Origin of the sequence: Helicobacter aurati, from assembly GCF_003364265.1 — a bacterium.
GTDB classification, from domain to species: domain Bacteria; phylum Campylobacterota; class Campylobacteria; order Campylobacterales; family Helicobacteraceae; genus Helicobacter_A; species Helicobacter_A aurati.
This window is the reverse complement of sequence record NZ_NXLW01000004.1, coordinates 72,304-94,862: the sequence shown is the minus strand read 5'-3', so window position 1 is coordinate 94,862 and position 22,559 is coordinate 72,304. Positions and strand designations below refer to the sequence as shown.

Below are 22,559 nucleotides of genomic sequence, written 5' to 3'. Positions count from 1 at the left end.
TCTTATACTCTCACTTCATGAGAGAAGAAATAACATTATTTAGAGTAATCAAGAAGCTTGATAGTTAATGCGTTAATACAATGATTTGTGGAATCATATACGCAATCACCACAGTCCAAACACCAATAAACACAACAAAACCAATAGAGTATTTCAGTGTAAATCTAAAGAGTTCAGACTCTCTACCAACCAAACCAACTGCTGCACAAGCAATGGCAATACTTTGCGGGCTAATCATTTTACCCACAACACCACCAACAGTATTAGCAGCCATAAATAGAACTTCAGGCATATTTAAAATCTTTGCAGTTACTTGCTGTAATGGACCAAAAAGGAGATTGCTACTTGTATCACTACCTGTAAGAAATACGCCAATCCAACCAATAAGAGGTGAAAAGAATGGGAACAATCCGCCGGTATGGGAAAGTGCTAGCCCCATCGTAGCTGCTTGACCGCTATTTTTTGAAATAAAAGCAAACGCCAACACAAGCCCAATAGTAAGCACTGGTATAGACATTTCCTTGATAGTATCTTGAGCAGATTCAATAACAATCTTTGGAGTGGCACGTAGAACAAAAATACTTAAAATCGCAGCTAGGAAGATAGCAGTCCCAGGATTGTCAATTAATTTCCATTTCCAATCAGCAACTAATGGGGTGGGTTTGTTAACAAGTGGTTGCATTTGTATAACAGCATTATGCAAGCCGTCCATAAGCACAACAAAATTCGTCTTAACTAATGCCCCACCTGCTGCAAAAAGACTCTTAAAAAATGGCATATTCCATAGGGTGATTGTAAAAACAAGCAAGATAAAAGGCATCCACGCTACAATAACTTTGCAAATATGATATTGCTGTACTTCCACAGTTATATTGGAATCTCCTCTATAAATATTAGCAGGTTGCCAAAACTTTAAAAATACTGATGTTGCAGCAATCGAAGCAATAGCAGAAACAATATCGGGTAATTCAGGTCCCAAATAGTTTGAGCTAAAATACTGCACAATAGCAAATGAAAATGCAGCCACAAAAACAGCGGGGAAAGTTTCTTTTACCCCTTTGAAACCACTCATAAGAAATACAATAAAAAACGGTACAAACATCGTAAGTGGCGGTAACATACGTCCAACCATAGCCGCAATAGCATCAGCTGGTACTCCAACTGCATTACCTAAAGCAGTAATTGGAATCCCAACCGCACCAAAAGCAACAGGAGCAGTATTCGCAATCATACATAAACCAGCAGCATAAAGAGGAGGTAAACCCAACCCTACAAGTAAAGCGGCAGTAATAGCGACAGGTCCACCAAAACCAATTGCGCCCTCTAAAAATGCTCCAAAACAAAAAGCAATTAAAATAACTTGTAATCGTTGATCTGGGGTAACGGCAATAACACTTTGCTTAAGAATCTCAAAATATCCTGTCTTAACTGCAATTTTATACAGAAATATTGCCGCAATAATAATCCAAGCAATAGGCCATAGTCCTGTTAAGAATCCTTGTATAAAGCTCATAACTACCATATTGAAAGGCATACCATAAACAACCAATGCTATTACTGCACTAAGTCCAACAGTTAGAGCTGCGGCCATCCAACCTTTCAATTTAAACCATACAAGACATGCTAAAAATAGCAAAATAGGTAATAATGCTACAAACCCGCTAAGCCAAAGACTATCAGCAATAGGAGTGTAATTTTGTTGCCAAGTGATAGGGTTAGTATCCATCGTTGCTCCTTAAAATTTATAAATATTTAAATCAGAATATCATTAAGTAATAATGAAATAATGTTATTCTATCGCGACAAATTCTATATTTTGAGTATTAATTGTTACAAAAAGTAATTATATAAATTAGAGTTTTTCTAAAATACCCAATTATAATAACATTGCGAAAAAGCATTATATAAAAATTGATAAAACCCAACATTACAATTTGAAATAATTTACATATCTTCGTTACTTTGTGAAATATCAATACGTCATTTGACTTAAGAATTAACAACTACAAGTTATGTAAAAATCATATTTCTAATATTTTAAAATTTATATATCATATCTTTTTTAACTATCTACACAAAAATTACTGGATAGTTAAAAATTCAACAAAAAATATTATAATATCCTCACTATTTTATCAAATTTTAAAGGAAAATATTATGTTTGAATTAAGAAAACTACCTTATAGCAAAGATTCAATGGGGGATTTTTTAAGTGCTTCGACTTTTGACTATCATTATGGCAAACATCACAGCACTTATGTGAATAATCTCAATAACCTTATTCAGGGAAATGAATTCCAAGATTCTGACCTATATGACATTATTAAAAAATCTAGTGGGGGATTATTTAATAATGCAGCGCAAGTGTATAATCATGACTTTTATTGGGACTGCATAAGCCCATCTTCTACCAAGCTGTCTGATGAACTACAAGACGCAATCAATGCGGAATTTGGTTCTTTGAACGGCTTTAAAGAGAAATTTATTCAAGCTGCTACGACACTTTTTGGTGCGGGTTGGTGTTGGCTTGTCTATAATACCGCGAGTGCCAAACTAGAAATCATACAAACAAGTAATGCGGCAACCCCTATTACAGAAGATAAAATTCCTCTCTTAGTGGTTGATGTGTGGGAACATGCGTATTATATTGACCATAAAAATGCTCGTCCTGCATATTTAGAAAAATTCTTTACACATATTCATTGGGCTTTTGTTTCCAAAGCTTATGAATGGGCAAAAAAGGAAGGGGTAAGTTCCATTAGATTCTATATCAATGAAATCCACAAAAAATAATTAGTTCTATATTTTAGAAGTGAGAATTGAGAATCTTGTAAAGCAAGATTCTTGGAATGAATTAAACTTCACTCGCAGTAAATGCAAAACCTCTCTGCTTGTTGGATAGTTAGGTAAAGTTACTATAATTTATAATCACTTAGTGCCTAAGTATTAAGTTGGCATTAAGTATTTAATAGGGTTTAATGACTATCAACAACTACCTACTTCTGAATGAACCATAGTTCATAAGTTTTTCATAACGTGTTTTAAGAAAATTAGAATCAGAACGTATACATTCTAAAGATTCCAAAAAGTATTTTTTGATATTCTTTGCAGCCTCGTTTTTATTGCGATGTGCCCCATTGAGAGGCTCTTCGATAATATCATCGATGAGGTTTGCTTTTTTTAATTCGTGGGGAGTAATTTTCATGGCTTTTGTCGCCGCTTCAATTTTTGTAGGATCATTCCATAAAATTGCTGCACAACCTTCCGGGGAAATAACGCTAAAAATAGAGTGTTCCATCATAGCTAATTTATCAGCTACACCAATTGCGAGTGCGCCACCACTGCCACCTTCTCCAATAACAATAGAAATTGTGGGAACATTTAAAGAAGCAAATTCCTGTAAATTCTTAGCTATCGCCTCACTTTGCCCTCTTTCTTCGGCACCTAATCCAGGATAAGCACCTGCTGTATCAATAAGCATAAGAATAGGAATATCAAACTTTTCTGCCATTTTTGCAACACGTAAAGCTTTGCGATAACCTTCTGGATTGGGCATACCAAAGTTGCGGATAATTTTATTCTTAGTACCTCTTCCTTTCTCTTCTCCAATAACCATCACTTTTTGATTCTCTATTTTGCCTAAGAAACAAACTATTGCTTTATCATCGCGAAAATGCCTGTCACCAAAGATTTCATAAGAATCCCGCATTAATATCTCTATATAATCAAGAGCATACGGTCTATCTGGATGCCTCGCAAGAAGCAATCTCTGATAATCATTAAGATTCGAATAAATTTTACTGATTTCTTCATCTAATTCTTTTTGTAAAATTTGCATTGCCACTTCATCATTTCGCATACTTGCAGATTCTATATCTTCCTGTAAGGACTTCAACCGCTGCTCAAAATCTAAATAAGTTGCCATGCAATTATACTTTCTTGAAAATCACTACACTATTTGTTCCACCAAACCCAAATGAATTATTCATGACACTTTTAAGAGTTGCTTGTCTGGGAAAATTAGGAATATAATCAAGATCGCAAAGCTCATCTTTTTCCTCTTGATTAATTGTTGGAGGCATAACACTATTCTGCATTGCAAGTATTGAAATGACAGATTCAATCGATCCTGCTGCGCCAAGACAATGTCCTAGTTGCCCTTTAGTTGAACTCACAGGTGGAACATCATTATTAAAAGCACGTTTTAATGCTTGGGTTTCAAACAAATCATTATAATATGTACTTGTGCCATGTGCATTAATATAATCTGGTCTGATATTTGCCATTTTTAATGCATCCCGTATAGCACGATAAGCACCCTCACCTTGCGGTGCTGGCGTAGTAATATGATTAGCATCACTACTTTCACCAAACCCACAAAGTTCTGCATAAATAAATGCTCCTCGTGCCTTTGCTTGCTCATATTCTTCTAAAACCAATGCTCCAGCACCCTCGCCCATAACAAATCCATCGCGTTTTTTATCAAAAGGTCTCGATGCCTTTTGTGGATCGTTACAAGAACTAAGTGCTTTCATCGCAGCAAATCCACCAATGCCTACTGCACAAATAGTAGATTCTGCGCCAACAGCAAGCATTCTATCCATACTGCCTATCATAATTGTTTTTGCAGCCTCTATAATCGAATGCGTACCTGCTGCGCAAGCAGTAACGCTAGAAACATTTGCGCCTTTAAGGTTATGTTGAATGGAAATAAATCCGCCTAGCATATTGACAAGGGCAGAAGGAATAAAAAAAGGGCTAATGCGTCTAGGACCTTTAGTATAACAAGCAATAGAATTACTCTGGATATTCTCAAGCCCGCCTATACCAGCAGCAGAGCTGATTCCAAATCTTTCGTTAATATCATCTAAAATCATTAAATTAGAATCCAAAAAAGACTGTTTTGCTTTTCCGCTACTATCTAACAATGCCTCTTTACTTGCAAGCAGCCCCAATTGAATAAATCTATGCGCCTTCTTTACTTCTCTTGCCTCAAGGACAGATTCGGGATTGAATCCTTCAATTTCAGCTGCAATTTGAACGGGAAAATCTGTTGTATCGAAAGACTGTATATGTCTAACCCCGCATTCTCCCTTGACTACGCGCTCAAAAGAAACCTCTTTGTTTAATCCGAGTGCATTGACCATACCCATTCCTGTTACTACAACTCTTCGCAATGCTATTCCTTACAACAAAAAAATATCCTAGTAGTTATTCAGAATCAGCTTTATATTCAGAAATATAATTAACTACGTCCTGAACAGTTTTAATATTTTCTGCTGCCTCATCGGGAATTTTTATCTCAAATTTTTCTTCTAGTGCCATAATAAACTCAACTACATCAAGACTATCTGCATTTAGATCTTTTACAAAGTCCGATTCAGGCTTAATTTCTTCTTCCTTAACTTTTAGTTCTTCTGCCACTAATGTCTTGACTTTATCAAAAATTTCTGAACTCATAATGCAACTCCTAAGATAAATAAAATAGATTTCTTATTCTAACCAAAAAACTTGTAAATAATAAAATAAGAAAATCGAAATTATACAAAAAATCACGTTTAGTTACTATAAAACTCTTAGCATGTTTGAATTTATAGTGCTTAATAAAAGTCTGCTTCTTAATGTCAGCATATCTGAATTTTAATTTTTTCTTAGACTTACTTAATTCTCTAAAGTTTGAACAAACAGCCCGTTATCAGCACATTCTCGAAAACGCAAACAGTCAAAACTGCAATTTAATATGTTTAGAATCGGAATCTCTTCTTAATTTGCAATTTTATATTCAATCTAAAATCTCGTAACCTTTCTAAAATCAGATTTTATCTATGTGAAATCTTCTAAATTAATAACCCTAATATTTATCAAATATGAATCATTTTTATTTTCCAATTTGTAAAGAATATTTTTAGTTATAATACATAAGCTTAGGTTAAACTTAATTCAAGGAGCATCAGATGATAGACTTAGATAATATGCAGCATTTCACTCAAAATGGGCTATATCATCCTCGTAATGAACATGATGCATGTGGCATTGGTGCAATTGCGAATATCAAAGGGATAAAATCACATAAACTCATTAAAGATGCGCTGACAATTTTAGAAAATTTAGAGCACAGAGGTGGAGCACAAAAAAATAGCGGGGATGGCGCGGGAATGCTCATACAGATTCCACACAAATTTTTTAAAACACAGAATCTTCATTTCACTTTGCCCGATGAAGGTGATTATGCAGTGGCACAAATTTTTCTTTCGCCTAATGAAACTTCCAAACAAGAGGGTATAGCTATATTTCTACAAGGAATACAAGAGAATACTTTGGAATTATTAGGATTTCGTGAAGTACCGACAAATCCAGCCATTATCGGTAAAGCTGCAAGAAATTCAATGCCGTATATTCTGCAAGCCTTTGTAAAAAAGCCAAGAGAAATTGCAAGGGGCACTGAATTTGAACGTAAACTTTATATCACTCGCCGACTTATCGAAAAAAAGGCAATCAATATTCCCAAGTTTTATATTTCTAGTTTTTCTTCGCGTACTATTGTCTATAAGGGCATGTTAGTTTCTACACAAGTTAGTCATTTCTATCTTGATTTTCAGAATGTTAATGTGGAATCCGCAATTTGCCTTGTGCATTCGCGTTTTTCAACCAATACCTTTCCTAGTTGGGAGCGCGCCCATCCTAACCGCTATATGGTACACAATGGTGAAATCAACACAATTAACGGCAATGTAGATTCTATGAAAGCTAGGGAAGGAACTTGTCAATCAGAATATATTACCGACCTTTCGCAAGTCTTTCCAATTATCGCGAAGCCTAGTAGCGATTCAGCAATGTTCGACAATACGTTGGAATTTCTGATTATGAATGGCAGAAGCTTAGAAGAAGCAATCATGCTAATGATACCCGAGCCTTGGAGCAAAAACGATTCTATGGATAGAACAAAACGTAGCTTCTATGAATTTAACTCCACATTCATGGAACCATGGGATGGACCTGCTTCTATTATCTTTAGTGATGGTGTGGTTATGGGTGCTAGCCTTGATAGAAATGGGTTTCGTCCATCACGATACTATATTACGAAAGACGACTTTTTAATTCTTGCAAGTGAAACAGGGGCACTTAGAATCAACGAAGCCAATATTAAAGAAAAAAAGAGGCTAGAGCCCGGAAAACTTTTATTGGTTGATACACAAAAAGGCAGAGTTATTGCAGATGAAGAAATTAAAATGCAATATGCTCATGCAAAGCCCTATGCAAAATGGTTGCAAAATCTCATTGTGCTGGACAAAGTCAATTTTGAAGATTTAGACAAAGACTGCGATTATTACAACAATACGCAAATAACTTGCAGCAAAAAGACAGAAAAAAACAATACAGATTCCAACAACAATACAACTCATGCTGCCAATGCAAAAACTAGCAAAACTTCCTTACCCGCGATTCCTCAAACACAGCTCAACTCACAACATATCATAGCATTACAGAAAGCTTTTGGTTATAACTATGATGAACTTACATTAAGTATTGAACAAATGGCGCAAAGCGGGAAGGAGATTCTAGCAAGTATGGGGGTAGATACACCGCTAGCACTCTTAAGCCCAAATCCTCAACCGCTTTTTAATTATTTTAAGCAGCTTTTTGCGCAAGTTACTAATCCACCATTAGATTCTATGCGCGAAAAAATTGTTACAAGCTGCAGAAACTACATAGGCGCAGAGGGCAATCCCTTAAAGCCTAGCGCAGACAATGCGAAAAGAATACGTATTTCACGTCCTATCTTGAGTAATGAGGAATTCTATAAAATCTCACATTTAGAATCTAAAGGATTCAAAAGTAAAACAATCTCACTTCTTTTTGAAAAAAACGAACTCTATAAAGACATTTATGGCGAAATCAATGTCTTAGAGGAAGTATTGCAGCGAATTTTCCTACAAGCAAATGAAGCTATCGCAAATGGTGTGCAAATCCTTGTATTAAGCGATCGCGGTTTAGATAGTAATCATCTTTATGTTCCAAGCCTTCTTGCTACTTCTGCGTTGCATCATCATTTGGTTCGCACATCGCAACGTACAAAGGCTAGCATTGTGATAGAAAGTGCTGAACCAAGAGAAATTCATCATTTAGCTTGTTTGCTTGGATATGGAGCAACAGCGGTATATCCTTATTTGGTTTACGATTCTATTGCTTTATTGAGAGAACAAGGAAGATTGCAAGTTGCATATCAAGAGGGCATGAACAACTTTATTAATGCGGCAACAAGCGGTATTATTAAAATTGCTTCAAAAATGGGAGTATCCACACTGCAAAGCTATAATGGAGCGCAAATCTTTGAGGCTTTAGGAATCTCCAAGAAACTTATTGATTCCCATTTTAGTGGGACACAAACCAACATTGAGGGCATTGATTGCGATGATATTTTGCAAGATGTTATACGGTTGCACGGCAATGCGTTTGGTTATACAATGAATAAAAATACAGATAATTTTACACAAGAATTAGAAAGCAGTGGATTACATGGGTATCGCAGCGGCAATTATTTGCATGGCAATACAGACAGCACAAAAGAAGAGCATCTCTATGACCCGCTTATGATTTACAAATTACAAAATTCATGTAGAAATGCTGATTACAAGGAATTTAAAGAATATATACAAATTGTAGATTCTAAATTCACCCATATTCGACACTGCATGGATATGGATTTCTCACAAGCAATTTCTCTTGATGAAGTAGAAAGCGTAGAATCTATCGTTAAAAGATTCAAAACAGGTGCAATGAGCTATGGCTCTATTTCAAAAGAAACGCACGAGTGCCTTGCTATCGCAATGAATAGAATCCACGGACAAAGCAATACGGGCGAAGGTGGTGAAAATGAAGAGCGATTCACAATCCTTAGCAATGGAGATAGTGCAAATTCTGCAATCAAACAAGTGGCGAGCGGGAGGTTTGGAGTAAGTATCAACTACCTTGTCAACAGCAAAGAGATTCAAATAAAAATCGCACAAGGGGCAAAACCAGGCGAAGGAGGACAACTTCCGGGTAAAAAAGTCTATCCATGGATAGCCAACGCAAGAAATTCAACGCCCGGAGTTACTCTTATTTCGCCACCTCCTCATCATGATATTTACTCAATCGAAGATTTAGCGCAACTCATCTTTGATTTAAAAAACGCCAATAGAGAAGCAAAAATTTCAGTGAAATTAGTAAGTGAAAGTGGTATAGGCACAGTAGCTGCAGGTGTTGCTAAGGCTGGTGCTGATACGATTTTAGTCTCTGGCTATGACGGCGGCACAGGAGCTAGTCCGCGAACTTCAATTGCAAATGCTGGAACACCATGGGAATTAGGATTGGCTGAAGTACATCAGACTTTGATTCTGAATGGTTTGCGCGAAAAAGTACGACTAGAGGTTGATGGTAAATTACTAAGCGGGAGAGATTTGGCTATTGCAACATTGCTTGGTGCCGAAGATTTTGGCTTTGCTACTGCGCCTTTAGTCGTGCTTGGTTGCACAATGATGCGCGTATGTAACCTCAATACTTGTCCATTTGGGATTGCAACACAAAATGAATTTTTACGCAAAAGATTCACAGGAAAGCCCGAACATGTGGTGAATTTTATGCACTTTATTGCTCAGAATCTCCGCGAGTATATGGCATTACTAGGTTTTAAAAATCTTGATTCTATGGTAGGTCGTAGTGATAAATTATCGCGTAGCAGCACATTATCATTGTCTTTTGATAAAGCTATTTCATTAAGCTCACATAATTTCACAAAAGAATCCCATAAAAAAGCACAAAAAATCAGTTTAGAGAGAATCCTACATAACCCTTTAACTGTCAATAAAACAAACACGTTTTGCAAGGACTATCAACGTCTAAATTTAGATATGAGTAAAGATGTTAGCGTCATTTTACCTCAAGTCAAATCTGCAATTACGCAAGGCAAAAAAGTACATTTAGAGTTGGAAATAAGCAATATCACTGGGAGAACATTTGGAACGATTCTAAGTTCTGAAATCACACGTATACACGGTAAAAAGGGCTTAGAAGATGATAGTATTACCATTATTACGCATGGGAATGGCGGCAATAGCTTCGGCGCCTTTCTTAATCATGGTATAACACTCAAAATCATTGGTGATGCCAATGATTATTTAGGCAAGGGATTAAGTGGAGGAAAAATTATCGTACAAAAATCGCCCATAGCAGACTTCATAGCAGAAGAAAATATCATAGCTGGAAATGTTTGTCTCTATGGTGCAATCGAAGGAGAAGTGTATCTAGACGGTGTCGTTGGTGAGAGATTCTGTGTCCGTAATTCTGGCGTCAAGGCAGTTTGTTTGGGAGTAGGACAACATGGTTGTGAATATATGACTGGTGGTGTTGTAGTAGTACTTGGTGATATTGGTAGAAACTTTGCAGCTGGCATGAGCGGCGGTATCGCTTATATTTACGGTAAACATAATACCTCACATATTAATACAGAATTAGTAGATATTCGTGAATTAGATTCTCAAGATTCCAATGAAGTCGAATCGCTTATTGCAAAACACATACAATACACACAATCTGACATTGCAAAAAAGATTCTGCAAAACTTTGATAGATATGAATTTTTTAAGGTTATTCCACGCGACTATGAATCCATGCTCTTAAGCATAGCGAAATATCAACATAATGAGAATCCAATATTGAAAGCATTTTATGAAATTACAGGAGGCAGCAAAAAACCCTCTTCTACTCCTATTTCTATCCAATAACAAAGTACTATAAAAGAGAAGCAACCAGATACACATTTAAGACGGCATGTGTATCTTACGCTACAAGTTGCGCATTAATGGTATTAATAACTTGATGTTATAATGCCATCGTGATTTGTATGAATAGGAGGCTTTATGCAGCCTGACACGGTTTCTCCTCAACTGAACCTAAAAAAAGATATAAAACTTTTTTTTAAACGTTATTGGCACTATATTGTCATGCACAAGTGGCATTACAGCATGGTACTTTTTGGCATAATAATTGGAGCTATCGGCTCTGGAGGCAGTGCTTATGTGGTGAAGCCTTTAACCGACAAAGTCTTTGAAGCAAAAGATGAAACTATGCTATACCTAGTCCCCTTAGCACTTATAGCAGTTTTCTTTGTAAAAGGTTTAGGTGCTTACATTCATGGATATTATATGTCCTATATAAGCGCAAATGTGAATCGACTAATGCGTGAAGATATGCTCAAACATCTCTTGAGCTTTGAGCTTGGATTCTTTGATAAAAAACGAGGGGGCGAGCTTTTTGCGAGGATTAATGACATTGGCACAGTAACTGATTTCGCTACTTGTTATCTTATGAATCTTGTCAATACTTGTTTGACGATTCTCGCCTACGCTGTTGTAATCCTCTATAATGGTTCATTTCTTGCATTACTAGCCTTTGCCATTATGCCGCTTTGCCTTATTCCTATTCGCATAATTGCTAAGAAATTACGTTCGCTTGCCAATGAAAGCTTTCAAAGCGGTGCAAATATGTCCTCTAGGCTACTCGAGATTTTTAATAATATTGAAATCATTAAAGCAAACTGCGGCGAAAAATTAGAATACAATAACTACAAACGTGAAAGCGACAATATGTTCCGACTCACAAGAAAATCCACACGCACGAGTCTCCTTACTTCGCCTATTATGGAATTTCTCGCTTCTATTGCTATTGCCCTTGTTATTATCATAGGCGGTAGAGAAGTTATCCACGGGCAACTAACGACAGGGGAGTTCTTTTCCATTACAGCAGCAATGCTCCTATTATATAAGCCAATTAAGAATCTTAATGGAAGCTTTGTAGGTGTGCAAGCAGCACTCGTTGCAAGCGAAAGAATCTCTGATATACTCGATAGAGAACCGAATATAAAAGACGGCACAAAAACACTACAAGCACCGATTCAATCTATCGAAGTCAAAAATGTTACCTTAAAATATGACGACTTCGAAGCATTAAAGAATCTTGATGCAAGGTTTGAACGTAACACCGTTACGGCGTTAATTGGAAAAAGTGGTAGCGGCAAGAGTTCGCTTGTGAATCTTATTCTACGATTCTATGAACCAAGCTGCGGGAATGTAATCATTAATGGAATAGATATTAAGGACTTGCAACAAACAAGCTTAAGAGAACATATAGCGATTGTTACACAAAGGATTTTTATATTTCATGGTAGTATTGCAAGCAATGTCGCTTACGGAAATACAATAGACGAAGAACGAGTAATAGACGCCTTGAAGAAAGCACAGGCATACGAATTTGTAGAGAGTTTTGAACTCGGAATCCACGCTATGTTAGAAGAATTTGGAACAAATCTTAGCGGCGGGCAAAGACAGAGAATAGCTATCGCTAGAGCTATTTATAAAAATCCCGATATTCTTATCCTCGATGAAGCAACAAGCGCACTTGACGAGCACACCGAAGAAGTCTTTAAAAATACGCTTAATCTCTTAAAAAAAGACAAAATTCTTATTATTATTGCTCATAGACCAAGCACAATAGAGCTTGCAGAAAGGATATTAAGAATAGACAAAGGACATGTTATTAATGAATGGAATCAACAAGAATACCAAGAAGCAAGACAAACAGGTAAAATTACCAACGCAGACATTGCATAACATGACAAATAATGTAAATCTTTCACATCATTCCCCATCAAATCCCAAGCCATCAACAACCACTCGTGCTAGTATTGAAGAGTTGGCTGATTTCCTCTCTCTATATGCTACAAGCCTACTTGCAAATGGCGCGTATACATCACGAATAGTTCGTTGTACAAAACGTATTGGTGATAGTTTTGGTTATGAAGTTAATATGATTATTTGGTTAAAGTATATTACGCTCAATATTGCGCAAAAAGATAATTATAATAATAGACGCACGCGAGTAGCACCAAATAGTTTAGTAAGTATGAACTTACGTATTATTTCAGATTTAAGCGCATTGAGTTGGCAAATTTATGATAATCGTATTACACTCAAAGAAGCCAACATTAGATTCCAACATATTATGAGTGTAAAGAATCATAGCTTTATTGCAACGCTCTTTTTTGCAAGTCTAGCGAATGCAACACTTTGTAAGCTTTTTAACGGAGATTTAGGGGCATTGCTTTGTGTGTTTGTGGGAACTTTAGTCGGATTTTCTTTACGTTTTATCCTTAATAAGCTGCAAATTGACGTACGTGGAATTTTAGTGCTAGTTGCCTTTGCTTCTTCCTTTACTGCTTATCTTGGTGTCTCTATTGGAATCACAAGTACTCCAGAGATCGCAGTAGGATGTAGTATTATCTATCTCATTCCTGGTATGCAAATTATTAACGCGCTGGTTGATATTCTTCATGAATATACACTTATGGCGGTTAGGAGAGGAATTAATATGTGTGTCTGGCTTACCTGTATTGCGATAGGCGGCTATATGACTTTGGTTATTTTTAAAATGAGTATTATTAATGTTTAACATGATGGAATCTTTTCCGCAAATTGCAGAAATTCTTTACACAGATTTCTTTAGCTCCGATTCGTTTGAACATATCGGGATTAATATGATATTCGCGATGATTGCAGCGTTAGGTTTTGGTTATCCTTTTAACCCTCCAAAAAAGATTCTATTTGGTATCATTATAATAGCTGGATTGGGTTATCTTATACGTTCAATCTTAATGCTTTTTCCGATTTTTAGTTTAGCCGCGGCTAGCTTCTTTGCATCGCTTTGCATGGGTGGATGCGCTATGGTGATTGCTAAACGTGTCAAGGTCCCCGTTGAAGTGATTGTTTTCCCTGGTTTGCTCCCCATGTTCCCAGGTAGCTATGGATACAAAAGCATTATTTCCTTGCTTACTTTCCTACAAAACACAGATAAGCCCGAACAAATTAATTATTTACTCGCTTTTTTTAATAATTTTATTACAATGACTTCTGTCTCACTTTCGCTCGTAGCTGGTGCTTTAGTTACTTTCATTATCTTCTTTGAACAAAGCTTTATGATAACCAGAGGTAGCAAGCAAACTTCGATTTATACGATTTTTAGAGAACTCCGCAAAAACAAAAAGGCTAAAACTTCTTGAGATTGGACTAATTCTTGAATACTTCGTCATAACTTAGATAAGGATTTGCATGAAACACTTTTATAGCTCATTTTTCATCACGATAATTGGACTTAGCATTGCTTTTTCTTTAGGGAGCTGGCAAGCTGCTTGCATCTGTGCATTACTCTCTATTCTTGAAGTAAGCCTGTCTTTTGATAACGCTGTAGTGAATGCGAAAGTTTTGCATACAATGGATATAAAATGGCGTAAGCGATTTATTTATTGGGGGATCCCCATTGCAGTATTTGGTATGCGGTTCATTTTCCCTATTGTTATTGTTTCGGTAGCTGGACAAATGGGATTCTATGACACTCTACATATTGCAATACACAATCCCGAAAAGTATCATAAAGCACTAGAAAACAATATTGCTCAAGTTTACGCTTTTGGTGGTGCTTTCCTCATTATGGTTTTTTTACATTTTTTCTTTGATTCTACTCGCGAAGAACAATGGCTTACATGGATAGAATCAAATCCTCTTACAAAAAAGCTTGCCAATATTCCAAATATCTCTCTATTATGTGCGTCTAGCATTGGCGTCATTCTCTTACTACTTACTAAAGAGTATATGATTGGGGTGGCTTATTTCTCTGCTTTACTTCTCTATTTGCTCCTCTCTGCTTTTAGCTCTACATTAGGGGATAGTGGCGTGCGTAGTGGACTTATGGGATTCTTATATCTCGAAGTTTTAGATGCAAGTTTCAGTTTTGACGGTGTAATCGGTGCTTTTGCATTAAGCAATGATATATTTATTATTATGATAGGCTTAGGGGTAGGAGCCATGTTTGTTAGAAGCATTACTCTCTATTTGGTAGAAAAGCAAACATTGCAAGAATATATCTACCTTGAGCATGGTGCACATTATGCTATCTGTGCGCTAGCTTGCATAATGCTATTAAAGATTTTTATTGAAATAAGTGAAGTAATTACAGGGCTTATTGGTATAGGATTCATTGCTCTTGCGTTTATATGTTCAAAGCTAGCACAAAGTAAAATTAAATAAAACACTGAAAGCCTCATGCTTCTGTGAATTTCAAACATACAACCAATGTTGTACTTTATTTTATACTTATTGCTTTAATATAAGCTTATCGAGTATCAAGTGCAATGTCAGTAACATGATAAATCAGAAATAATTAACTTTGCTTTCTTTTATGAAATTTCTGTTGAATCATCTCTTCCAAAGTTACAAAGAATTTCTTGGAAGCCTTCTCCATTAATCTATAATCAACAACAACATCTTTAGGATTTTGTCTGCTTCTTGCTCTTTGTAATCCATCTTTTGCATGTTGGTGAATAGAAGCATGAATCTCATCTAACTGTTGATATCCACTTGTATGTCCATAATCCTTTTTGCCATCAATCAAGAATTTGTCAAAATGGCATTGTTCCTTACTCATTAATTCTTCATCTGATTCAACCGAAGCCATATAATAAGCACTATGTTTAAAGATAATATGATCAACCATAAAAAGATTAATATGTAGGCGAGAAACCACTTCTTTGAGAGTATGATTTATATCTTCTGTTGAAACATTAAGTTTTTCTAGCATATCCGAAAATCCTTGTATAGATTCGCTAAAGACATTCATTTTGATGTGCATATCTTCGGAATTAGTAGAAATATTATTTGTATCTTCTTGTAAGGCAGAAATATTTGTGCGGATTTCACTTGTAGCCTTTTGTGTTTTTTCTGCTAGCTTCCGTACCTCCTCTGCTACGACTGCAAAGCCTCTGCCATGCTCTCCTGCACGTGCTGCTTCGATGGCGGCATTAAGAGCTAAAAGATTAGTTTGTTCAGAAATATCATTAATCAGATTCACAATAGAATCAATATCAGTTGAACGTTGTGCTAATGTTTTAGTAGCTTGATTATTGGATTCTGCAAGTATTTTTAGTTCATCTAGTGAAGACAAAGCTTGATTCACTCCTCCGGCATGAGCTTGAGACTCTTGTGCAGCTTCTTCAACTTGACGATTGACGTTAAAAAGCTTATCTACACTTGTTCTAAAACTTTGTTGTAAATCAACCAACTGCAAGGCATTTTCATTAACCTGTGCTAATTCGTTGTCTAAAAGTTGCTTATTCTGTAAGATTCTATTCGCTCGCATAGCTTCAATATTTTTATTGATTCTACTACCAATACCAGCAAGGTTTGGCAATAAGCCATCAGTCATTACTTCACGTTGGATTGTAGCTGTATCTGCATAATGAAAGGCAGTACTAGTTTCAGTATTATAGGTTTGTATCTGATCAAGAAGTTTGTTAATCTTTCTTGGAATATCACCTAATTCATCTCTTGGAATATTCGTTCTTCGAACATCAAAGTTTCCCGCATTAATGTCATCTAAAAACTTATTTATTAAGATTGCTCTGGATTTCCAACTTGCGAACTTACGTACCACAATCGCCAGTACTATAATTAGTATAGAGATTAATACAGATAAAAATATAACCATCATTTATTTTTCCTCACATTACACGTAGTATCTGATTGTAAGCATAAAATAGCATTTTCATAAGTATCATTTTTCGAGGTAAAATACTCATGGAACCACTTTACGGCATCATCTAAGCCTCTTTTTTCATGTTGCCTTAATTCGGTATATAAGGTTTCAATGATCTGAAGCCCATTTCTATTTGGCTTTCTGCGCACTGAATTGTAGGCAATAATCTCATTGCCTACACAAGAAAAAGACGGTGAAACATTAGCAAATACCCAATAAAATGAGCCATCTTTCGCAAGATTCTTAACATAAGCGTTTACTTCACTTCCCATCGAAATTTTGCTCCAGAGATAACGAAATATTGTTCTGGGCATATCAGGATGTCTCACAATACTATGGGGTTTACCAAGTAATTCTTGTTCGGTGTACCCTGATATTTGAATAAATTCTTCATTACAATACAAGATTTTGCCCCTTGTATCTGTTTTAGAAACCAAAAAATTATCAACTTGTTTTTCTCTAGAATCAGTAAAAGCCATACAATTTCCTTAAATAATATTTAATATTTATCTAAATAGAATGCAAATTTACATAATAATATAACTAAAAAATCAAATTTCATAGATTCTATGAAATTTTTATCAAGTTTTTTCCGAAAAAATCATAAAATTACGAAATTTTTATTTTTAAATAATTTTTATTAAAAAATAAAAATTTTTATCAAAACTTTAAGGTTGTTTTTTTTTTTTTTTGGTATTATGCGAGAAATAAAACGGTTATTTAATTATAAGGATTACAAATGATTTTTTTTCAGAATCTTCGAATAGGGACAAAAATTTCTGCCGTTGTTATATCAATAGTAGTTATAGTCATGATTTCGATTGCTTTTATTATTGCTAACATTAGTAAAGAAAGTTTCACACAAGAATCAAATAAACTTCTCAATAATACATCAGCAAGATATGCCAACTTAATAGCTTCTATTTTATCCGATGGCGCAATTTCTGTTAACACTGGACAAAGGATTATAGACGGCATTTTTGAAAATACCGCACAACCAACAGAAGCCAGACTATTTAATATTGTTGACAGTCTAGTAGATTCTAATCCATCTATAACCTTTGGCTATCTTTATTTTAAAGACTCTTCAAGCATAATTCCCTCAGAAAAATCTCTTAGTAAACTCGACACAAATGAATTGCTCTTTATCACTGATGGCAACAACCAATTACCTGCTGACAAAAACATACTTAATGATTCAGCATTTCAGCAATTTATAAAAGGCGGGAACAATAATATAATATTTGGGAATCCTAAGCGAATGAATATCGGTGGGAGAGAGGTTTTTGGAGTAAATATCCTCGCTCCTGTTTTTGATCGAGATAAAAAAGAAATCGGAGCCATTGGTGCTTTCTTAGATATCAATAGAATCACAGACATATTGACTAAACGTGACAAAAGCTTTGAGGGAGAGATTCGTATGTTAGTCGATCAAAGAGGCGTAATTATCTCTCATCCTAATCCTAAAGCTGTCGATGCAGAATTTATTGCACACAACAACACGGAATATGCAAAAAATATCCTTACGGCTATCCAACAACGTAAAAATGGATTATATGAATATTATTCAATCACAAACAAAGCTTCAGCAACCGCTGCACTCTTTAACGTACAACTTCCAAACACAGATAAACACTGGGCAGTCATTGCTCTAGCACCAAATGATGCCATACAAGAATCGGTAATGCATATACTAGGTACTATTATTATTGCATCTATTGTCGCCGTACTTCTTATAGCCTTAGTCACTGCGGCATATATAAAATGGCGTGTAAGTAATCGTATACTTGATATTCAAGAATATCTTTTTGACTTTTTTGCCTTTTTAAGACATGAAAAAGACGACATAAAAGATCGCCAAATTCTCTGCAATGATGAACTAGGCAAAATGACGGCTGCGATCAAACACAGTATCGGGCTTATTCAAGTCAATATAGCCCAAGATAGGAATGTTGTTGAAGAAGCGATTTCTGTCTTGGGTCTCATAGAATCTGGTGATTTTACTTTGCGTATTACAAAAACTCCCGCCAACCCTATACTTATTGATTTATCGCGTGTGTTAAACAATATGCTAAATACTTTACAGCTCAAAGTTGGAGCGAATATGAATACTATTAATAAAGTATTTGAAAGCTATAAGCGGCTTGATTTCACCGATTCTATTCAAGATGCAAAAGGTGCTGTAGAAATAACCACGAATATCCTAGGAGATGAGATCAAAAATATGCTAAAAGCTTCTGCTGCATTTGCTGCCACGCTTTCTAAACAGAGCGATGAATTAAAAACTTCAATGGATAAACTTATTACTGCAAACAATACGCAAGCAAATTCACTACAAGAAAGTGCGACTGCCGTTGAAGAGATTACTTCGTCCATGCAAAATATCTCTGAAAAAACAAATGAGTTAACTTCACAGACAGAAGACATTAAAAATGTAATTGGAATCATTAGAGACATTGCAGACCAAACCAATCTCTTAGCATTAAATGCAGCCATAGAAGCAGCACGTGCAGGAGAACATGGCAGAGGCTTTGCAGTTGTAGCAGATGAAGTAAGAAAATTAGCAGAAAGAACACAGAAGTCTCTAGGAGAAATAGAAGCAAACATGAATCTTCTTGTGCAGTCTGTAAATGATATGGCAGAATCTATTAGAGAACAAACTGCTGGCATTACACAAATCAATGAGTCGGTGGCACAATTAGAAAGTATAACGCAAGAAAATACAACAATTGCTAACAGTACTAACTCGATTACACGTGATATAAGCAATGTAGCACAAGAAATTTTTGACGATGTTCATAAGAAGAAGTTTTAAGAAACTATTGCTTTCTATTTATACATTATTTTTATATTAAGTAATGCCAAAAACTCTTAATAAGAATATCTTTGTAAGGTGCTAACAATATTTTATGCACTTGCATTTATATAAATATAAAATCAAACATTTTATTTATTTTCATTACAAAAATCAAAAGTAACAATGCTTGCGCATAAAAGAGCTTATGGATCGTTGTGTAAGTTTATACATTAACGATTTGTAATAGTCTCTGGATATAAATCATGCAATAATAGTCTTTTCCTTGCCATCTTGACAAATTTCGTTCCCTTTTTCCCGTAATTTACATACGGATCTATACTTAGTCCCCCTCTAGGCGTAAACTTTCCCCATACTTCCAAATAACGTGGATCCAAAATCTTAATCAAATCCTGCGCAATAATATTAATACAATCTTCATGGAATCCGCCGTGATTACGAAAACTAAACAAATAAAGTTTTAACGACTTAGATTCAACAATTTTACGGTCTGGGATATAACTCAAATAAATTGTTGCAAAATCTGGCTGCCCAGTAATTGGACATAAAGCAGTAAATTCTGGACAATTAAATTTAACGAAATAATCAACTTGAGGATGTGGATTAGGAACAGATTCTAAAATCTGCGGATTATAGGTAAAATGATAATGAGTCTTTTTCCCTAAGGAATGTAGCTTGCCGATTTTTTGATGTTTTGTTGTGCTATTCTTCTTCATAATAACCTTTATTTTAAATAAGCTTCCATTTTTTGTATTGTATCTTCTAAATAATCATTAATACCGCTCTCTTGTTTAAGGACAGACTTCGCACGTATAGCAGATAGTTTAATACACAGGTTTGTAGCTATCTCCTTAAGATCGCGCATTGTTTGCAAAAATACATTTGCTTTCTGCAAAATCTCTTCTTTAGCACCGTCGTGCAAACCATCGAACATATCCAAAAACGGAGTAAGAAACTCTTGTAATGCCTGTGTATTCCTCGTAAAAGAATCAGTGATATTAGTAATGAGCGAAGTAATCATACCGTAGGAAAGCTCATTGGCTGTAAAACAACAAACCAGAATATCTTTGCACTGTGCGAGCAATTTATCAGATTCTAAACGTAATACATTTGCTTCTTGGAGTATTACAATAAGTTGCTGTGATTTGTTATCAGAAGAATCTAAGTAGCTTCTTTTATAAACTTTTGTATCACGAGTAGTATGATTTTTCTCTATGGATTGTGGTTGATAAGTTCTTTTATAATGATTTTTGCGATTCTGTAAAGCTTGCGAATTCCCGACTACAATATCTTGTTGCGCAAAACTTATATTATATTTTCGCATTGTTCGTTGCACTTCAGCAGAAAGAGGAATCTTATTGAGATGGTTATAAAAAGCACTGCGAATGACATCTTTTTCATAAGAGCTTGCTTTTAACGATTCTATTTTAGCAAGACTTACATCAAGTTTTTTGGAACTCATCATGTATTCCTTAGCCCATAAAGTAAACAATTATAACAAAAATCAAAAAACCTTAGATAGAATCTTGGATTGACTCCAAAGAATCCCATAACATAAAGAAGGCGTTTTTGGACAATTTACATCGTCTAAGAATTCACTTATTAACGCCCGTGGTACAAAAATAAGCTCGATATTTTCATTTTCGTTTGCAAGACCACCGCCAAAGGCTCTTTTATCTTGAGAACTTACTTCTGCATAAAAAAGATGTTGTTTTGCTCCATTCATACCGACACTGCTATAAAACTCGGCAATAGGGATTATATTATCCCCCGATAAAAAATAACCGCATTCTTCTTGCAATTCTTCGATAACGGTTTGCATTATGTCAACATTTTTATCGCATAACCCAGCGCATAACTCATACATATATCCATGCCTTTCATTTTGTAAAAACACACTAACGCGAAACTGCCTTACAAAAATAAAGCCATCTCTATCCTTGTGATATAGCACAATAGCAACGCTATCATGCGACTTAGCAATGTCCCACTCTTTTCTTTTGCCTTGTTCTTCAAATATAACTCGATGCAGTGTAATATATTTAGATTGTTCCAAAGACCCCACACTAATAATCCTAGGTTTAGCTGGGGTAGATAATAAAACATCTTTACCTTGATAAATTAGCATTGTATTTTCCATAACCATCCTTATATAACGTCAATCTGTAAGAATTTCATCATTTTGTGGCGATTGATAACTTTCACAATCTAAAATATTCACGGCTATACCTTTATGAGAATCCTTGCCCAAAAACATAAAAGAATCTGATCTATAAATAAAATGTTTCTTGTGAATGGCAATTTGTGAATCGCGATAATTACATGTAAGAACCTTATCAGCATAAAATGCTTTCTGAAATTCTGCAATTCTTCGGGTATCTGAACTCTGTTTAAAAGCATAAATCGTTGTGCTAAGCACACAAAGACTAAATACAACAGCAGCTAGCACTTTGAGATTACGTGAACCTCGTTGGATTCTATACAATATCAGAACAAAAAGACACAAGGCTATCACAGCAGCTATAATAATATGACAAGAATCGATAATAATCTGCAAAAATATCTTCCTTAAAACTCAAATTTTCCAAAAATATTCTAATACAACCTATCAAAACCTCATTGCTTTGTATCAGTAAATTAACTATTGCGGCACGCGATAACTTAATTCTAATATGACAATAATACAACGCGGTAATATTTCAATCAAATGGCATTCATTGAATGATAAAATCCAAAATGGGCAAATTAGCTTATGATGGATAGAGTAATGTAGCGTTATTGTGCGGCTATAAAGCAATATTCATAATGCAAGTCTGAAATATTCAAAATAATAGCTTGTCAATTGGACTTCTTAGAATCTTCAGCACACTTAAAACCTCTTACGAACATAGATCTTTTGATAGTTTCCACAAGATTCTAAAGTACGATTCAACATCAAACAAATTGCACTCAAACAAACGCTTGCTGGCACACGGGGCAATTAGTTTACTTACACATGTCTACTTCTGCTCTTTTATCTATCAAAACTCTTGTGGGATTGCTTTATCGCATGTCTAATCATCAACTATTAAAACTTTATTAGCAACACAAATAAATTATACTTACTTTTGCTAACTTTAATGAT

The 22,559-nt window shown here is 35.3% G+C and carries 17 protein-coding genes and 1 pseudogene; 8 read left to right on the top strand and 10 right to left on the bottom strand.

All coding sequences use genetic code 11. The features are described from left to right. Positions 1 to 64 precede the first annotated feature (64 nt). Entirely contained in the window at positions 65 to 1,726 is a 1,662-nt protein-coding gene (locus CQA66_RS03280; RefSeq protein ID WP_181882226.1) for a lactate permease LctP family transporter, read from the bottom strand. Between the two features lie 431 nt (positions 1,727 to 2,157). Between CQA66_RS03280 and CQA66_RS03275 the strand changes: the two genes are divergently transcribed. After that, positions 2,158 to 2,793 (top strand): superoxide dismutase, encoded by a 636-nt coding sequence (locus CQA66_RS03275; protein WP_104763784.1) that lies wholly within the window; start codon positions 2,158 to 2,160, stop codon positions 2,791 to 2,793. Between the two features lie 199 nt (positions 2,794 to 2,992). On the opposite strand, the gene accA is transcribed toward CQA66_RS03275, so the two are convergent. Genes accA through acpP form a run of 3 tightly spaced genes read right to left on the bottom strand, consistent with a single transcriptional unit; the run spans position 2,993 to position 5,460 of the window. Next, positions 2,993 to 3,925 (bottom strand): acetyl-CoA carboxylase carboxyl transferase subunit alpha, encoded by a 933-nt coding sequence (gene accA, locus CQA66_RS03270; protein WP_104763785.1) that lies wholly within the window; start codon positions 3,923 to 3,925, stop codon positions 2,993 to 2,995. A 4-nt stretch (positions 3,926 to 3,929) separates the two neighbouring features. Continuing rightward, positions 3,930 to 5,177, bottom strand: coding sequence for a beta-ketoacyl-ACP synthase II (locus tag CQA66_RS03265; protein ID WP_104763786.1), 1,248 nt, complete (start codon positions 5,175 to 5,177; stop codon positions 3,930 to 3,932). Positions 5,178 to 5,211: 34 nt separating this feature from the next. Then, entirely contained in the window at positions 5,212 to 5,460 is a 249-nt protein-coding gene (gene acpP, locus CQA66_RS03260; protein ID WP_181882225.1) for an acyl carrier protein, read from the bottom strand. Between the two features lie 494 nt (positions 5,461 to 5,954). Between acpP and gltB the strand changes: the two genes are divergently transcribed. The 5 genes from gltB (at position 5,955) to CQA66_RS03235 (ending at position 15,116) form a co-directional block, all read left to right on the top strand. Next, positions 5,955 to 10,763, top strand: a complete 4,809-nt coding sequence (gene gltB, locus CQA66_RS03255; RefSeq protein WP_411698908.1) for a glutamate synthase large subunit — start codon at positions 5,955 to 5,957, stop codon at positions 10,761 to 10,763. Between the two features lie 135 nt (positions 10,764 to 10,898). Next, positions 10,899 to 12,647 (top strand): ABC transporter ATP-binding protein, encoded by a 1,749-nt coding sequence (locus tag CQA66_RS03250; RefSeq protein WP_104763788.1) that lies wholly within the window; start codon positions 10,899 to 10,901, stop codon positions 12,645 to 12,647. After that, positions 12,577 to 13,485 carry a threonine/serine exporter family protein gene (locus CQA66_RS03245; RefSeq protein WP_244910951.1) on the top strand — a complete coding sequence of 303 codons (909 nt, stop codon included), beginning with the start codon at positions 12,577 to 12,579 and terminating at the stop codon, positions 13,483 to 13,485. Before CQA66_RS03250 ends, CQA66_RS03245 begins: the two co-directional genes overlap by 71 nt. 1 nt (position 13,486) lies before the next feature. Beyond that, positions 13,487 to 14,092: a threonine/serine exporter family protein gene (locus CQA66_RS03240; protein WP_244910950.1), complete on the top strand. Its 606-nt coding sequence runs from the start codon at positions 13,487 to 13,489 to the stop codon at positions 14,090 to 14,092. 49 nt (positions 14,093 to 14,141) lie between these two features. After that, positions 14,142 to 15,116: a DUF475 domain-containing protein gene (locus CQA66_RS03235; RefSeq protein ID WP_104763790.1), complete on the top strand. Its 975-nt coding sequence runs from the start codon at positions 14,142 to 14,144 to the stop codon at positions 15,114 to 15,116. Positions 15,117 to 15,249: 133 nt separating this feature from the next. Here CQA66_RS03235 and CQA66_RS09575 read toward each other — a convergent pair whose 3' ends face one another. Together CQA66_RS09575 and CQA66_RS03225 are read right to left on the bottom strand one after the other, a co-directional pair. Further along, the gene (locus tag CQA66_RS09575) at positions 15,250 to 16,575 is read right to left on the bottom strand and encodes a methyl-accepting chemotaxis protein (protein WP_104763791.1); all 1,326 of its coding nucleotides are present in this window, start codon (positions 16,573 to 16,575) and stop codon (positions 15,250 to 15,252) included. Further along, positions 16,572 to 17,099: a PAS domain-containing protein gene (locus tag CQA66_RS03225; RefSeq protein WP_104763792.1), complete on the bottom strand. Its 528-nt coding sequence runs from the start codon at positions 17,097 to 17,099 to the stop codon at positions 16,572 to 16,574. Before CQA66_RS03225 ends, CQA66_RS09575 begins: the two co-directional genes overlap by 4 nt. A 260-nt stretch (positions 17,100 to 17,359) precedes the next feature. On the opposite strand from CQA66_RS03225, the pseudogene CQA66_RS09670 reads away from it, so the two are divergent. Beyond that, a pseudogene (locus CQA66_RS09670) lies at positions 17,360 to 18,259 on the top strand (cache domain-containing protein); the annotation flags it as partial. Between the two features lie 45 nt (positions 18,260 to 18,304). Beyond that, entirely contained in the window at positions 18,305 to 19,435 is a 1,131-nt protein-coding gene (locus CQA66_RS09665; RefSeq protein WP_411698717.1) for a methyl-accepting chemotaxis protein, read from the top strand. A 212-nt stretch (positions 19,436 to 19,647) separates the two neighbouring features. On the opposite strand, the gene queF is transcribed toward CQA66_RS09665, so the two are convergent. From queF to CQA66_RS03200, 4 genes are read right to left on the bottom strand one after another with little or no spacing between them, the layout of a single operon-like run. Next, entirely contained in the window at positions 19,648 to 20,151 is a 504-nt protein-coding gene (queF, locus tag CQA66_RS03215; protein ID WP_104763186.1) for a preQ(1) synthase, read from the bottom strand. A gap of 8 nt (positions 20,152 to 20,159) precedes the next feature. Next, a complete protein-coding gene (locus CQA66_RS03210) occupies positions 20,160 to 20,897 on the bottom strand; it encodes a hypothetical protein (RefSeq protein ID WP_104763185.1) in 738 nt (245 codons plus the stop codon). A 42-nt stretch (positions 20,898 to 20,939) separates the two neighbouring features. Continuing rightward, positions 20,940 to 21,575 (bottom strand): NUDIX hydrolase, encoded by a 636-nt coding sequence (locus CQA66_RS03205; protein ID WP_233707747.1) that lies wholly within the window; start codon positions 21,573 to 21,575, stop codon positions 20,940 to 20,942. A gap of 18 nt (positions 21,576 to 21,593) precedes the next feature. After that, positions 21,594 to 21,992, bottom strand: coding sequence for a hypothetical protein (locus CQA66_RS03200; protein ID WP_104763184.1), 399 nt, complete (start codon positions 21,990 to 21,992; stop codon positions 21,594 to 21,596). Positions 21,993 to 22,559: the final 567 nt, after the last annotated feature.

What these genes read in the sequence shown, in the direction of transcription:
- CQA66_RS03280 (WP_181882226.1), bottom strand. Translation starts at nt 1,726, where the DNA reads ATGGATACTAACCCTATCACTTGGCAACAAAATTACACTCCTATTGCT.
- CQA66_RS03275 (WP_104763784.1), top strand. Translation starts at nt 2,158, where the DNA reads ATGTTTGAATTAAGAAAACTACCTTATAGCAAAGATTCAATGGGGGAT.
- accA (WP_104763785.1), bottom strand. Translation starts at nt 3,925, where the DNA reads ATGGCAACTTATTTAGATTTTGAGCAGCGGTTGAAGTCCTTACAGGAA.
- acpP (WP_181882225.1), bottom strand. Translation starts at nt 5,460, where the DNA reads ATGAGTTCAGAAATTTTTGATAAAGTCAAGACATTAGTGGCAGAAGAA.
- gltB (WP_411698908.1), top strand. Translation starts at nt 5,955, where the DNA reads ATGATAGACTTAGATAATATGCAGCATTTCACTCAAAATGGGCTATAT.
- CQA66_RS03250 (WP_104763788.1), top strand. Translation starts at nt 10,899, where the DNA reads ATGCAGCCTGACACGGTTTCTCCTCAACTGAACCTAAAAAAAGATATA.
- CQA66_RS03245 (WP_244910951.1), top strand. Translation starts at nt 12,577, where the DNA reads ATGAATGGAATCAACAAGAATACCAAGAAGCAAGACAAACAGGTAAAA.
- CQA66_RS03240 (WP_244910950.1), top strand. Translation starts at nt 13,487, where the DNA reads ATGATGGAATCTTTTCCGCAAATTGCAGAAATTCTTTACACAGATTTC.
- CQA66_RS03235 (WP_104763790.1), top strand. Translation starts at nt 14,142, where the DNA reads ATGAAACACTTTTATAGCTCATTTTTCATCACGATAATTGGACTTAGC.
- CQA66_RS09575 (WP_104763791.1), bottom strand. Translation starts at nt 16,575, where the DNA reads ATGATGGTTATATTTTTATCTGTATTAATCTCTATACTAATTATAGTA.
- CQA66_RS03225 (WP_104763792.1), bottom strand. Translation starts at nt 17,099, where the DNA reads ATGGCTTTTACTGATTCTAGAGAAAAACAAGTTGATAATTTTTTGGTT.
- CQA66_RS09665 (WP_411698717.1), top strand. Translation starts at nt 18,305, where the DNA reads ATGCATATACTAGGTACTATTATTATTGCATCTATTGTCGCCGTACTT.
- queF (WP_104763186.1), bottom strand. Translation starts at nt 20,151, where the DNA reads ATGAAGAAGAATAGCACAACAAAACATCAAAAAATCGGCAAGCTACAT.
- CQA66_RS03210 (WP_104763185.1), bottom strand. Translation starts at nt 20,897, where the DNA reads ATGAGTTCCAAAAAACTTGATGTAAGTCTTGCTAAAATAGAATCGTTA.
- CQA66_RS03205 (WP_233707747.1), bottom strand. Translation starts at nt 21,575, where the DNA reads ATGGAAAATACAATGCTAATTTATCAAGGTAAAGATGTTTTATTATCT.